Origin of the sequence: Pseudomonas sp., from assembly GCF_035512415.1 — a bacterium.
Taxonomy (GTDB): domain Bacteria; phylum Pseudomonadota; class Gammaproteobacteria; order Pseudomonadales; family Pseudomonadaceae; genus Aquipseudomonas.
Map to the genome: position 1 here is coordinate 184,994 of NZ_DATKDZ010000043.1, position 13,302 is coordinate 198,295.

The window sequence follows — 13,302 nt, forward strand, 5'->3', positions numbered from 1 at the left end:
CTGCACGAGAACCCTCGACATGACCCACTACATTCTCAAGATCAGCTGCCCGGCCACCTCCGGCATCGTCGCGGCTGTTACCACCTACCTGGCGGGGCGCGAGTGCTATATCAGCGAACTCGCCCAGTTCGACGACGAATACACCGGGCGCTTCTTTATGCGTGCGGTGTTCCGCTTCAACGCCGGTGCCAAGCCGGATATCGAGGCCCTGCGCCAGGGTTTTGCTGACGTCGGCGTGCCCTTCAGCATGGATTGGCAGCTGTTCGACAGCACCACACCAACGCGCGTACTGCTGATGGTGAGCAAGTTCGACCATTGCCTGACCGACCTGCTCTATCGCCACCACAAGGGCGAAATGGACATGCAGATCACCGCCATCGTCTCCAACCACCTCGACCTGCGGCCCATGGCCGAGCGCGAAGGTATTCGCTTTATCTACCTGCCGGTGACCAAGGACAGCAAGGCCGAGCAGGAAGCCGCGCTGATGCAGATCGTCAACGAGACCCGCACCGAGCTGGTGGTGCTCGCCCGCTATATGCAGATTCTCTCCGATGACCTGTGCAAGCAGCTCTCCGGCCGCGCGATCAATATCCACCATTCCTTTCTGCCCGGTTTCAAGGGGGCCAAGCCCTATCACCAGGCCTACGAACGTGGGGTCAAGCTGATCGGTGCCACCGCCCACTACGTCACCTCGGACCTCGACGAAGGCCCGATCATCGAGCAGGAAGTGCAGCGCGTGGACCATGCCCATCTGCCTGACGACCTGGTCGCCATCGGCCGCGACACCGAAACCGTGGCCCTGTCCAAGGCGCTCAAGTACCACCTGCAGCATCGCGTGTTTATCAATTGCGACAAGACGGTGATCTTCCCATGAGCCAGGCCGCCGCCCGTCCCCACCTTATCGATGGCAAGGCTGCCGCGGCGCGGGTACTGGCCGAGGTTAGCGCCGAGGTCGAGCAACTGAAGCACCTCGGCATCCAGCCGGGTCTGGCCGTGGTGCTGGTGGGCAGCGACCCGGCCAGCCAGGTTTATGTGCGCAACAAGGTGCTGCGCGCCGAAGAAACCGGTATCCGCTCGATCGAGCACAAGCTGCCGGCCGAGACGGGCGAAACCGCCCTGCTCGAACTGATCGAGCGCCTTAACGCCGACCCGGCAGTCAACGGCATCCTGGTCCAGCTGCCGTTGCCCAAACACATCGACGAGCACCGCGTGCTGCAGGCCGTCGACCCGTTGAAGGATGTCGACGGCTTCCATGCCGAGAACGTCGGCGGTCTTAGCCAAGGCCGTGAGGTGCTCACCCCCTGCACCCCGGCCGGCTGCCTGCGTCTGCTGCAGGACAACTGCGGCGACTTGGCCGGCAAGCATGCGGTGGTGATCGGCCGCTCCAATATCGTCGGCAAGCCCATGGCCGCTCTACTGCTCAAGGCCCATTGCACGGTGACAGTGGTGCATTCGCGCAGCAGCAATTTGCGCGAGCTGTGCCGCCAGGCCGACATCGTGGTTGCCGCCGTGGGCAAGCCGCGCCTGGTCGATGCCAGCTGGCTCAAGCCCGGCGCGGTGGTTATCGACGTCGGCATCAACCGCATCGAGGAAGACGGCCGCACCAAGCTGGTCGGTGATGTCGACTTCGACAGCGCCCTTAGCCAGGTCTCGGCCATTACCCCGGTACCTGGCGGCGTCGGCCCCATGACCATCGCCTACCTGATGCAGAACACCGTCACCGCCACCCGGCGGCAATGCCTGGCCCCCGGCCAACCCCTACCTTCAGCGGAGATCCCAGCATGAAAAAACGAGTCGCCATCATCGGTGCCGGCCCCTGTGGTCTGGCCCAGCTGCGTGCCTTCCAGTCGGCCAAGGAGCGCGGCGCGGATATTCCCGAGATCGTCTGCTACGAAAAGCAGGCGGACTGGGGCGGCATGTGGAACTACACCTGGCGCACCGGCCTGGACCAGCACGGCGAGCCGGTGCACGGCAGCATGTACCGCTACCTCTGGTCCAACGGGCCGAAGGAATGCCTGGAGTTCGCCGACTACAGCTTCGACGAACACTTCGGCCGCCCCATGGGTTCCTACCCACCGCGCGAAGTGCTCTGGGACTACATCAAAGGCCGCGTGGAAAAAGCCGGCGTGCGCCCCTTTATCCAGTTCAATACGGCGGTGCGGGGGGTTACCTACGACGCGGCGAGCGGGCAGTTCAATGTCACCGTGCACAGCTATGACCAGGACCTGACCAGCACCTCGGCCTTCGACTATGTAGTGGTCGCCAGCGGCCACTTCTCCACCCCCAACGTGCCCTACTTCGACGGCTTCGAAAGCTTCGGCGGGCGCGTGCTGCACGCCCACGACTTCCGTGATGCGCTGGAATTCAAAGGCAAGGACGTGCTCATCGTCGGCGGCAGCTATTCCGCCGAGGACATCGGCTCGCAGTGCTTCAAGTACGGCGCGCGCTCCATCACCAGCTGCTACCGCAGCGCGCCCATGGGCTACAAATGGCCGGAGAACTGGGAAGAGAAACCGCTGCTTACCCAGGTAAAAGGCAGCACCGCCTACTTTGCCGACGGCAGCAGCCGACATATCGACGCCATCATCCTGTGCACCGGCTACAAGCATCACTTCCCCTTCCTCGCCGAAGAGCTGCGCCTGAAGACCGATAACCGGCTGTGGCCGCTAAACCTCTACAAAGGCGTGTTCTGGGAGCAGAACCCCAAGCTGATCTACCTCGGCATGCAGGACCAGTGGTACAGCTTCAATATGTTCGACGCCCAAGCCTGGTACGCCCGCGACGTGATCCTCGGGCGCATCGCCCTGCCGGATCAGCAGCGCATGCACGCCGAAAACCAGGCCTGGCGTCAGGAAGAAGAAACCCTGGAAAGCGCCCAGCAGATGTTCGAGTTCCAGGGCGAGTACATCCGCCAGCTGATTGAAGCCACCGACTACCCCAGCTTCGACATCAGCGAAGTGAACCGGACCTTCCTGCAATGGAAGCAGGACAAGTACGAAAGCATCATGGGCTACCGCGACAAGTGCCATCGCTCGCTGATCACCGGCACCCTGGCCACGCCGCACCACACGCCCTGGCTGGAGGCTCTGGACGATTCGCTGGCGGCGTACCTTGCTGACGAGCCGTGCTCCGGCATCAAGGCCGTGGGCTAAGACCGATGCCAACCCGTAGGGTGCGCTGCGCGCACCAGTGGATGCCTCTCAATACCAGAGTCAGCACCTAGGCGCTCCGCGTCGCCCTACGGGAAATCCCTTGCGTGGAGCCCTGATATGAACCTGCCCGTGATTTCCCGGCCGCTGGAGCCGGCGCTGTTCGCCCGTACCCCGGGGTTGGAACGCCACCGCGTTGCCCCCGGCGGCTTGACCGTTGTAGCCCTGGAGCCGGGCGACCGCCTGGAACTGATCGACCTCGAAGGCGATCAGGCCGCCGAGCTGCTGGCCTTTGCCGACGATGGTCGCGTGGCGCTTGCCGCCCTCGGTCTCGCCGTCAGCCCTGGTGCCGAATTTATCGCTCACCTGCTCCACGACGGCAGCCGCGAGGCGGCGCATATCACTGCCGCGCTGGTACGCCGAGGTATCGATTGCCGCCAACTGCCGCCGGCCGCACGGCTCTGGCAACAAGGCACCCGGGCCGGTTTCCGCCGCAGCTTCAGCGCCAGCGCCGCGCTGCTGGTGATAGTTGCCGCGCCAGGCGGAGTGACACCGGTGGACCAACAGCTGCGCGCCAGCGAACTGCGCCTACTGATCCACCGCGCCAACCCGCGCCAGGTGCTGGCCCCACCGTTGCCCGCACCGCTGGGTGAGCTGGTGGATGAATTCACCATCAGCCCCGGCAGCGCGCGGGACTACGTGGTCGCAGCCGGCCAGTACATCCAGGTGCTCGACGTGGCCGGACGGCAGTGCTCGGACTTCGTCGCCTTCGACCGCCGCGGCCTCGATGCCGGCCGCGAGATCGATCTGGACCCCACCGTCACCCGCACCCTCAACGGCAGCGCTTACCCAGGGCCGGGCCTGTTCAGCAAGTTCTTCGACCGCAACCTGCAACCGATGCTGGAAGTGGTGCGCGACACCGTCGGTCGTCACGACACCTTCGCCCTGGCCTGCACGGCACGCTACTACGAAGCCCAGGGCTACTTCGGCCATGCCAACTGCAGCGACAACATCAGCCGCGCCCTGGCCAAACACGGGGTGCAGGGCCGCGCCGGCTGGCCGGCGATCAATTTTTTCTTCAACACCGGGGTGGACGCGCACCAGCACCTGACCCTCGACGAGCCCTGGTCGCGTCCCGGTGACTACGTGCTGCTGCGCGCCATGACCGACCTGGTCTGCGCCAGCAGTTCCTGCCCGGACGACATCGACCCGGCCAACGGCTGGCAGCCCACCGACATCCACATCCGCGTGTATTCCGACAAGGAGCGCTTCAGTATCGCCATGGCCAATCGCCCGACTCCAGACGCCGACCCGGTGCTGACCCGCGAAAGCGGCTTCCACCCAGGCACCTCCGCCCTCACCCGCCACTTCATCGACTACCGCGGCTGGTGGACCCCGAGCCATTTCGACGGCTACGGCACCCTGGAGGAATACCACGGCTGCCGCGAACGGGTGGCAGTGATGGACCTCTCGGCCCTGCGCAAATTCGAGGTGCTCGGCCCCGACGCCGAAGCCTTGCTCAACTACTGCCTGACCCGTGACGTGCGCAAACTGGCAATCGGCCAGGTGGTGTACTCGGCCATGTGTTATGAGCACGGCGGCATGCTCGACGACGGCACCCTGCTGCGCCTGGGCGCAGATGCCTTCCGCTGGATCGGCGGCGAGGACTACGCCGGTATCTGGCTGAGCGAGCAGGCGGAAAAGCTCGGCATGAAGGTGTGGATCAAATCGGCCTCCGAACAGATCCACAACATCGCCGTACAGGGGCCGAAAAGCCGTGAACTGCTGAGCCAGATGATCTGGACGCCCGGCACCCAGCCCGCGCTGGCAGACCTCGGCTGGTTCCGTTTTCTTACCGGCCGCCTCGACGACTACAACGGCCCGCCGCTGATGGTCTCGCGCACCGGCTACACCGGCGAGCTGGGCTATGAGATCTGGTGCCACCCCAGCGATGCCATGCAGGTCTGGCAGCGCCTCTGGCAACTGGGCGAGCCTCTGGGCCTGGTACCGCTGGGGCTGGATGCCCTGGACATGCTGCGCATCGAGGCCGGGCTGATCTTCGCCGGCTACGAGTTCTGCGACCAGACCGACCCCTTCGAGGCCGGCATCGGGTTTTGCGTACCGCTGAAATCCAAGCAGGACGACTTTATCGGCCGTGAGGCCCTGCTGCGGCGCAGTGCCAACCCACAACGCAAGCTGGTCGGCCTGCGCCTGGACGGCAACGAAGTGGCCCACCACGGTGACTGCGTGCATGTGGGCCGCGCACAGATCGGGGTGATCACCAGCGCCACCCGCTCGCCGCTGCTGGGGCAGAACATCGCCCTGTGCCGGCTGGATGTCGGCTACTGCGAACCCGGCACCGCGGTGGAAATCGGCAAGCTGGACGGCCAGCAGAAACGCATTGCCGCCACGGTTGGCCACAGCACCATCGCCTACGACCCGGAGAAAACCCGCGTGCGGGCATAAGCGCAGTCGACTGGCCGAAGAATTGCTAGTCCCAATGCCTGCATGGCCCGGTGCCGGACCGTGCAGGCAACCATGGTCTCGTAGCAAGGAGTAGTGGCCAATGTGGTTCAAAGATGCATCCAAGGAGCTGGCCGGCGACCTCGCCCAGCAACTCAGCCAACTGATCGATGATCAGCCGAGTAACACCCAGCACACCCCACGCCTGCAACGCCACCCGCAACTGCTCGACGCCCTCCAGCGCCTGAGCCGCAGCTGGCACGCCCACCAGCAGTTCCAACAACAGGCCCGCGCCACCCCGCCCGCTCCCTGCAGCACCGAACAGTATCAGCAACTGTGCGAGCAACTGGCCAACAGCGAACGCCAGCGCCAGCAGCTGGAGCAGCAGTTGCAGCACAGCCAGGAGCAGTGCCATGCCTACGCGGCCCGCGAAGGCCAATGGCAGCAGGACGCCCAGGCCTGGGAGCTGACCCAGCAGACCCTTACCGAAGGTTGCTGGGACCTCAGCGTGGTCAATGGCGACGCCGACCACCCGAATAATGTCATCCGCTGGTCCGATCAGTTCCGCAACCTGATCGGCTACAGCCGCGCCGAGTTTGCCGATGGCTGGGACAGCTTCTTCGGCGTAGTTCCGGCCGAAGACCTGAAGCAGGTCATGCGCGTATTCGCCGGCCATATCGCCGACCCCAGGGGCGAGCCGGCCTATGTGGTGGAGTACCGCATGCGCCACAAGACCCGCGGCGAAACCTGGTACCGCGAACGCGGTCGCTGCCTCTACGACGCCAACGGCGTGCTGGTACGGGTGATCGGGGCGGTGCGCGATATCAGCGATGAAAAGGCCGCGGAGGCCCTGCGCCTGCGCGAACAGGACAGCATTCAGAACACCTACAAGCAGATCGCCCAGGTTGCCGGGGCCATCAAGGGCATTGCCGAACAGACCAACCTGCTGGCACTCAACGCCGCCATCGAAGCCGCCCGTGCCGGCGAACAGGGCCGCGGTTTTGCCGTGGTGGCAGACGAAGTACGCAACCTGGCCCGGCGCACCCAGGAGTCGGTGCAGCAGATCCAGAACATGCTGCAGCAAAACCGCTGAAACGACCCAAATTCAGGCAAATACGCCGCCAAACGAACTGTAACAGGGCATTTCATCACTCGGTTATCCGCCACCGCCGCGGATTCTGGGTGCGGTGCGCGGAAGGCGTTCTGGCACAGGGATTGCTTATTCATATAGGGAACTTTTTATAACTACGAATAAACACCCAGGGCCTGCGGCCATCCACTCCAACAAAAGCTGCCAACACCGCTGTATCACCACGAATTCGAATCGAGGATCGACTGATGGAAGAGCAGAAAACCCCCACTCTAGAGGAGCTACAGGCTCTGATAGAGATGACCAACACCCTGAATATGGAAATATTCTACTGGTGGTGTATCGCCCTGATGGTTTGCATTCATGCCGGCTTCCTGTCCTATGAGATCGGTGCCTCACGCCTGAAGAACGCCCTGGCGGCCGGGGTGAAGAATATCCTCGCCTTCGGCTTTATCGTTCCCAGCGTATTTCTGCTCGGCTGGGCGGTGTACAACGGCTTCCCGGACGGCCTGGTGCCGCGCATGGACGCCTTCCTCGCCGGGATGCCCTGGAGTGAATCCATGGGGCCGAACATCCAGGACAATGCCACCGGCATCTTCTGGGCGGCCTTCGCCATGTTCGCCGCCACCACCGGTTCGATCCTGTCCGGCGCGCTGATCGAGCGGGCACGGATGAGCGCCTTTATCATCCTTACCATCGTGCTCGGTGGCTTCCTCTGGCTGGTCGCGGCCTCCTGGGGCTGGCATCCGGAAGGCTGGTTGACCGTCAAGTGGGGCTACCATGACGTCGGTGCCGCCGGTGTGGTGCATCTGATTGCCGGCTTCTTTGCCCTGGCCGTGGTGATCAACCTCGGCGCGCGCATCGGCCGCTTCAACGAGGACGGCAGCGCCAACGCCATCGTCGGCCACAGCATGCCGATGAGCGTGGTCGGCCTGATGCTGATCATCGTCGGCTTCTTCGGTTTCCTCGGCGGCTGCATCATCTACAACTCCGGTGCCCAGTGGATCAACATCTACGGCCAACCCACCAACCTCTCGGCCTTTGCCTTCAACACCCTGATGGGTTTTGCCGGCGGCCTGATCGGTGCCTACCTGACCACCCGCGAACCCTTCTGGATGATGTCCGGTGGCCTGGTCGGGATTATCTCGGTGGCTCCGGGTCTGGACCTGTACCACCCCGGGCTGTCCTACCTGATCGGCATGGGCGTCGCCGCTGCCGCACCGCTGGTCAACAACCTGCTGCTCAAGTTTCGTCTGGATGACGCGGTCGGTGCCTTCGCCGTACACGGCTTCGGTGGCTTTGCCGGCCTGGTGATCAGCGGCGTCTTCCTCGCCGGTTACCCGAACGTCAACGGCATGGCCCCCATCAGCTTCTTCGGCCAACTGGGCGGTGCCGTGGTCCTGGCTGCGCTGGGCTTTATCCCTGGCTACGTCATTTCCTACGCACTCAAGCACTTCGACATGCTGCGGGTTCCGGCCCACGCCGAAGAACGCGGCCTCGACCTGACCGAAGTACCGGCCCAGGCCTACCCGGAGTGGGACTCGATGTACGGCACCAGCACCAGCGTAGGCGGCTCTGCCCCTGCACCGACCAGCCTGATCGGCGAAAGCAAACCGGCCTGAGTGCCATGCGGCCTGCTGCCAAAGGGCGGCAGGCCCACCTAAAGGAGCATTACCATGAGCATCACCACCTTCGACGGTGCCAGCGCCGTGTTCACCTTTGCCGACAAGCCAGCCATCCTGATTTTTATCAGCCTGCTGGTGGCCGGCGTCAGCCTCTACGCCCTGATCGCCACCATGGTCCACGAGAAGCACAGCTACGCCCAGCCGGACGACGAGCTGCCCAAGATTAAGTAAGCCCCCGGCCGGCGGCGTTCGCCGCCGGCCCTCTTTTCCGAATCGCTACTACGCCACCGCCCTTTTCGCGCTGGAAGAACCCTTGGGTTTAGCCGCGCTCGCCTTGCGTATCAATTTGCGTATCAATCAGCCCGGTAGCGTCCTGAAATATCGAGGAGTTGTGCATGGCCTGGTTCAAATCCGCTGCCCCCGTTGTGCCGGCCTGGCAGACCGCCCTGCTTGCCGGCGACGTTGAACGCGTCCTGCAGTTGGACGACGGCAGCCTGCCCGAGCACCTGCGCAGCTGCCTGGAGCGCGGCCTGAGCGAGCCGCCGCCGAGCGAGGGCCGTGCCTTGGGCCTGCTTTGTGGCCGCCTCGACGCATTGCAGCGGCATGCCATGCAGGCTGTCGAGCAGACCGAGAACAGCCTGGCCGAAATCGCCGCACGCAGCGGCGAACAGCTGACCTTTCTCGACCACACCCGCGGTTTTCTCGACCACAGCAGCCGCAGCGCCGATGAACTGCGCGGCGAGATGGCCCGCGAACTGGAAAGCACCCGGCAGTTCTTCGCCAGCCAGTTCGCCGAGCTGCAGCAGGCCATCGAGGAGCGCGCCAGCGCCTCGCACCAGGTCATCCGTTCCATCGACGAGATCGGCCGCACCGTGCAACTGCTGTCGATCAACGCGGCCATCGAGGCGGCCCATGCTGGCGAGGCCGGGCGCGGCTTCGCCGTGGTCGCCAGCGAGATCCGCGACCTGGCCCTGCGCACCCAGGCCAACACCCGCCAGGCCTTCGAGCAGATCGACATGTCCCAGCTCAGCGAGCGCCTGGACGCCCTGCTGCACAGCGCCGAGGCGCAACTGCAGCAGCTCAGCGGCCAGGTCGGCACCTCGCTGTCCAGCCTGCATGGGCTGTTCGGCCAGATGGCCGCGCGCCTGGACGAGGTCGAAGGCAACAACAAGGTCATAGTCGCCGGCGTGCAGTTGGGCCAGAGCGCCGATGCGCAACTGCGCGGACGCAGCAACTGGAGCCGCTCGCTGCTCAATGATCTGGCCTCGGTGTACGCCGCTCAGGACCCACGGCAAGGCCTGCAGCGCCTGCTGCATGAGGAGCGCCTGCACCTCGACCCGCATTACGATCGCCTGGCCGAGATCCGCGCCCGAGGTGAAATCCGCGTGGCCATCGAACCGGCCTTCAAGGGCCTGTCCTTCCGCACCGAGGCCGGTGGCCCACTGCAGGGACTGGACGCCGAACTGGTGCGCGCCTTCGCCCGCTGGCTAGGCGTGCAATGCCGCTTTATCGAACACCCCTGGGACCGCTGCCTGCAATTGCTGGAGGCCGGCGCGCAACGCCGCGACAACGAGGCCGACCTGGTGTGGAGCGCCATGCCGCCGATGCCTGGCTACGACCAGGTGGCCTTCTCCGCGCCCTACGTGTTCCTCCCCTACGTGCTGGCCAAACGCGCCGGCGATACGCGCATCCAGGGCGTCGAGGACCTGGCTGGCAAGGTGCTCGGCTGCATCAACGACCCGGCGGCCATGGCCACCCTGGAAGAACGCGGCCTGCGCTGGCAGGCCAACCGGCACAAGCCGGGCGGCAAGGTCGAACTGGCCAACCTGCTGGCCTACAGCGACCAGAGCCTGATCCACGACTGCCTGGCCGACGCCACGGTGGATGCCTTCGCCGTCGACCTGCCGATCTACCACTGGGCCTGCCAAGGCGAACGCAGCCCCTGGCGCGGTCGCCTGGAAATCCTTCCTGGCAACCTCAGCCCCAGCCTGTGGTACTACTCGGCCGCCGTGGCCAACCAGCCGGGCAACGCCGGCCTGCTCGCCGCCATCGACCAGTTTATCGCCCACTACCGCGCACAACCGGCCTACCGCGAACTGGTGCAGCGCTGGCTGGGCAAGGTCTACGACGATGCCCACTGGCGCTTCGCCCCAGGGATCCACGACGCCGCCAGCCTGACCCAAGCCTGAGGCCGCAGCCCGCCAGGGCCGTCTGCTTCGGATCTACCACCAGCAGCGCCCTGCTCGCTGAGGCGGTCATGTTTTCGTTAGCTGTCGCACACACTTTGGGAGGGGCTTTAGCCGAGACTGGCACACAAAGCCCCAGGTCTATTAACCCTCACAGCAACCCTTAGCCCGGCACACTGGAAACCAGCTTAAGGCCCACCACCCCGGCAAGGATCATCCCCAGGCAGGCCAGCCGCGCCGTATCGGCCGGTTCGTCGAGGTAGACGATGCCGTAGATGGCAGTGCCCAGCGCGCCGATGCCGACCCACACCGCATAGGCAGTGCCCACCGGCAGGGTGCGCACCGCCTGCGCCAGCAGATACAGGCTCAGTGCGATAAAGAAGCCGCAATACAGGCTCGGCCACAGGCGGGTGAAGCCGTGGGTTCGTGGAATGGCGGCGGCGTAACAGATCTCGCTGAGGCCGGCCAGAAGCAGGAAGCTCCAGCCGGCAGCGGTTCCGCTGAACAAGGCCATGGCAATCTCCTGGCAGACGGCCCGAGCGCCCAGATGCCGAAGCAGGTTGTGGGCAGCCCAGGCCGGTAAGCGCTAAATGGTGCGCGGGGCGAACCCCGCGCGGTGGCACGGGATCAGTACTGCTGACCGGGTATCCAGCTAGTGCCGGCCAAAGGCACCCGCGCCATGGCGGCGGACTCCACGGTGAGCGCCACCAGGTCCTCGGGGTCGAGGTTGTGCAGGTGCGACTTGCCGCAGGCGCGGGCCATGGTCTGCGCCTCCAGTACCAGCACACGCAGGTAGTTGGCCAGGTGCCGGCCGCCTTCCACCGGGTCCAGGCGCTTGGCCAGCTCGGGGTCCTGGGTGGTGATGCCGGCCGGGTCCTTGCCGTTCTGCCAGTCGTCGTAGAAACCGGCGGCCGAGCCGATCTTCTTCAACTCTTCGTCCAGGCGTGGGTGGTTGTCGCCCAGGGCGATCAGCGCCGCCGTGCCGATGGCCACCGCATCGGCACCCAGGGCCATGGCCTTGGCCACGTCGGCACCGTTGCGGATGCCGCCGGAGACGATCAGCTGCACCTTGCGATGCATGTCCATCTCCTGCAGCGCCTGCACGGCCTGCGGAATGGCGCAGAGAATCGGGATGCCGACGTGCTCGATAAACACTTCCTGGGTCGCCGCCGTACCGCCCTGCATGCCGTCGAGGACGATCACATCGGCACCGGCCTTCACCGCCAGCTTGACGTCATAGTAGGGACGGCTGGCACCGATCTTCACGTAGATGGGTTTTTCCCAGTCGGTGATTTCCCGCAGCTCGGCAATCTTGATCGCCAGGTCGTCCGGGCCGGTCCAGTCCGGGTGACGGCAGGCGCTGCGCTGGTCGACGCCAACCGGCAGGGTGCGCATACCGGCGACGCGCTCGGTAACCTTCATGCCCAGCAGCATGCCGCCACCGCCCGGCTTGGCACCCTGGCCGAGAACGATCTCGATGGCGTCGGCCTTGCGCAGGTCATCGGGGTTCATGCCGTAGCGCGACGGCAGGTACTGGTAAACCAGGTGCTGCGACTGGCCGCGCTCTTCCGGGGTCATACCGCCGTCGCCGGTAGTGGTGCTGGTGCCGGCGATGGTCGCACCGCGGCCGAGGGCTTCCTTGGCATTGGCCGACAGCGCACCGAAGCTCATGCCGGCGATGGTCACCGGGATTTTCAGGTGCAGCGGCTTCTTGGCAAAACGGGTGCCGAGCACCACGTCGGTACCGCACTTCTCGCGGTAACCTTCCAGCGGGTAGCGCGACATGCTGGCACCGAGCAGCAGCAGGTCGTCGAAGTGCGGCACCTTGCGCTTGGTGCCACCGCCGCGGATGTCATAGATGCCGGTCTCGGCGGCGCGCTGGATTTCCTGGATGGTCAGGCGGTCGAAGGTCGCGGACTCACGCAGTACCGGTGGGGTTTTGTCGCTCATGGAAAGCTCCTCGAAATAGGCAATCCCGGTAGGCGCGGGTTGCTCAACGCCCGCCTCGCGCCTACAGGCAAAGTGAAGTCAGTACGCCGAGGCGTTGTCGACTTTGAAGTTGTACAGCTGGCGGGCCGAGCCATAGCGCTTGAAGTCCGCCGCCTTTTCGTTGAAACCGGCGCGGTCGAGCAGCGTCTGCAGCTCTTCGAGGTGCTCGGCACGCATCTCCTTGGCGATGCAGTCCGAGCCCAGCGACTCGACGCTGCCCTTGACGTAAATCCGCGTCTCGTAGAGCGAATCGCCCAGGGCATCGCCAGCATCGCCGCACACCACCAAGCGTCCGGCCTGGCCCATAAAGCAGCTCATATGGCCGATGCTGCCGCCAACCACGATGTCGACGCCCTTCATGGAAATGCCGCAGCGCGCGCCGGCATCACCTTCAATCACCAATAGGCCGCCATGGGCAGTGGCACCGGCCGCCTGGGAGGCGCTGCCCTTGACCCGCACATAGCCAGACATCATGTTCTCGGCGCAGCCGACGCCGACATTGCCGTGCACCGTGACCGAGGCCTTCTGGTTCATGCCCGCGCAGTAGTAGCCGGCATGGCCTTCGATATCGATGGAGATTTCCTGGTTTACGCCAACCGCCAGGTTGTGCGCGCCATTGGGGTGGGTGACGACCCACTCGCGGTCCTGCAGGTCGCGGGCTTGATCGTGCAGGGCCTGGTTCAGGTCACGCACGGTGGCGTTGGATAGATCGATGGTTTTCATTGCATCACTCCGTATTCAGGGAGTCGTTCACAACCGTCGCGAGCGCGTCGAGAGCAAGGAAGGACCGGAGCGCAAAG

The 13,302-nt window shown here is 64.9% G+C and carries 10 protein-coding genes and 1 pseudogene; 8 read left to right on the forward strand and 3 right to left on the reverse strand.

Annotated features, from left to right (window positions below; genetic code table 11):
- Positions 1–19 precede the first annotated feature (19 nt).
- From purU to VMP31_RS22065, 8 genes and pseudogenes are all read left to right on the forward strand, one after another.
- Positions 20–874 (forward strand): formyltetrahydrofolate deformylase, encoded by an 855-nt coding sequence (gene purU, locus VMP31_RS22025; protein ID WP_325509839.1) that lies wholly within the window; start codon positions 20–22, stop codon positions 872–874.
- On the forward strand, positions 871–1,785 hold the full coding sequence (gene folD, locus VMP31_RS22030) for a bifunctional methylenetetrahydrofolate dehydrogenase/methenyltetrahydrofolate cyclohydrolase FolD (protein WP_325509840.1): 915 nt from the start codon (positions 871–873) through the stop codon (positions 1,783–1,785). The genes purU and folD overlap by 4 nt, the downstream gene beginning before the upstream one ends.
- On the forward strand, positions 1,782–3,152 hold the full coding sequence (locus VMP31_RS22035; RefSeq protein ID WP_325509841.1) for an NAD(P)/FAD-dependent oxidoreductase: 1,371 nt from the start codon (positions 1,782–1,784) through the stop codon (positions 3,150–3,152). Before folD ends, VMP31_RS22035 begins: the two co-directional genes overlap by 4 nt.
- A 117-nt stretch (positions 3,153–3,269) precedes the next feature.
- Entirely contained in the window at positions 3,270–5,615 is a 2,346-nt protein-coding gene (locus VMP31_RS22040) for a DUF1989 domain-containing protein (protein ID WP_325509842.1), read from the forward strand.
- Between the two features lie 100 nt (positions 5,616–5,715).
- Positions 5,716–6,696 (forward strand): annotated as a pseudogene (locus VMP31_RS22045) (methyl-accepting chemotaxis protein); the annotation flags it as partial.
- Positions 6,697–6,950: 254 nt separating this feature from the next.
- Positions 6,951–8,324, forward strand: coding sequence for an ammonium transporter (locus VMP31_RS22055; protein WP_325509843.1), 1,374 nt, complete (start codon positions 6,951–6,953; stop codon positions 8,322–8,324).
- A 54-nt stretch (positions 8,325–8,378) separates the two neighbouring features.
- Positions 8,379–8,558 (forward strand): hypothetical protein, encoded by a 180-nt coding sequence (locus VMP31_RS22060; protein ID WP_325509844.1) that lies wholly within the window; start codon positions 8,379–8,381, stop codon positions 8,556–8,558.
- A 164-nt stretch (positions 8,559–8,722) separates the two neighbouring features.
- The gene (locus VMP31_RS22065; RefSeq protein WP_325509845.1) at positions 8,723–10,516 is read left to right on the forward strand and encodes a methyl-accepting chemotaxis protein; all 1,794 of its coding nucleotides are present in this window, start codon (positions 8,723–8,725) and stop codon (positions 10,514–10,516) included.
- Between the two features lie 160 nt (positions 10,517–10,676).
- Here the strand turns inward: VMP31_RS22065 and VMP31_RS22070 are convergent, their stop codons facing one another.
- The 3 genes from VMP31_RS22070 to VMP31_RS22080 form a co-directional block, all read right to left on the reverse strand.
- The gene (locus VMP31_RS22070) at positions 10,677–11,027 is read right to left on the reverse strand and encodes a multidrug efflux SMR transporter (protein ID WP_325509846.1); all 351 of its coding nucleotides are present in this window, start codon (positions 11,025–11,027) and stop codon (positions 10,677–10,679) included.
- A 113-nt stretch (positions 11,028–11,140) separates the two neighbouring features.
- The gene (locus tag VMP31_RS22075) at positions 11,141–12,463 is read right to left on the reverse strand and encodes an FMN-binding glutamate synthase family protein (protein WP_325509847.1); all 1,323 of its coding nucleotides are present in this window, start codon (positions 12,461–12,463) and stop codon (positions 11,141–11,143) included.
- Positions 12,464–12,541: 78 nt separating this feature from the next.
- On the reverse strand, positions 12,542–13,225 hold the full coding sequence (locus VMP31_RS22080; RefSeq protein WP_325509848.1) for a protein glxC: 684 nt from the start codon (positions 13,223–13,225) through the stop codon (positions 12,542–12,544).
- Positions 13,226–13,302 lie beyond the last annotated feature (77 nt).

Coding starts and splice junctions, on each gene's coding strand:
- purU (WP_325509839.1), top strand. CDS start 20: ATGACCCACTACATTCTCAAGATCAGCTGCCCGGCCACCTCCGGCATC.
- folD (WP_325509840.1), top strand. CDS start 871: ATGAGCCAGGCCGCCGCCCGTCCCCACCTTATCGATGGCAAGGCTGCC.
- VMP31_RS22035 (WP_325509841.1), top strand. CDS start 1,782: ATGAAAAAACGAGTCGCCATCATCGGTGCCGGCCCCTGTGGTCTGGCC.
- VMP31_RS22040 (WP_325509842.1), top strand. CDS start 3,270: ATGAACCTGCCCGTGATTTCCCGGCCGCTGGAGCCGGCGCTGTTCGCC.
- VMP31_RS22055 (WP_325509843.1), top strand. CDS start 6,951: ATGGAAGAGCAGAAAACCCCCACTCTAGAGGAGCTACAGGCTCTGATA.
- VMP31_RS22060 (WP_325509844.1), top strand. CDS start 8,379: ATGAGCATCACCACCTTCGACGGTGCCAGCGCCGTGTTCACCTTTGCC.
- VMP31_RS22065 (WP_325509845.1), top strand. CDS start 8,723: ATGGCCTGGTTCAAATCCGCTGCCCCCGTTGTGCCGGCCTGGCAGACC.
- VMP31_RS22070 (WP_325509846.1), bottom strand. CDS start 11,027: ATGGCCTTGTTCAGCGGAACCGCTGCCGGCTGGAGCTTCCTGCTTCTG.
- VMP31_RS22075 (WP_325509847.1), bottom strand. CDS start 12,463: ATGAGCGACAAAACCCCACCGGTACTGCGTGAGTCCGCGACCTTCGAC.
- VMP31_RS22080 (WP_325509848.1), bottom strand. CDS start 13,225: ATGAAAACCATCGATCTATCCAACGCCACCGTGCGTGACCTGAACCAG.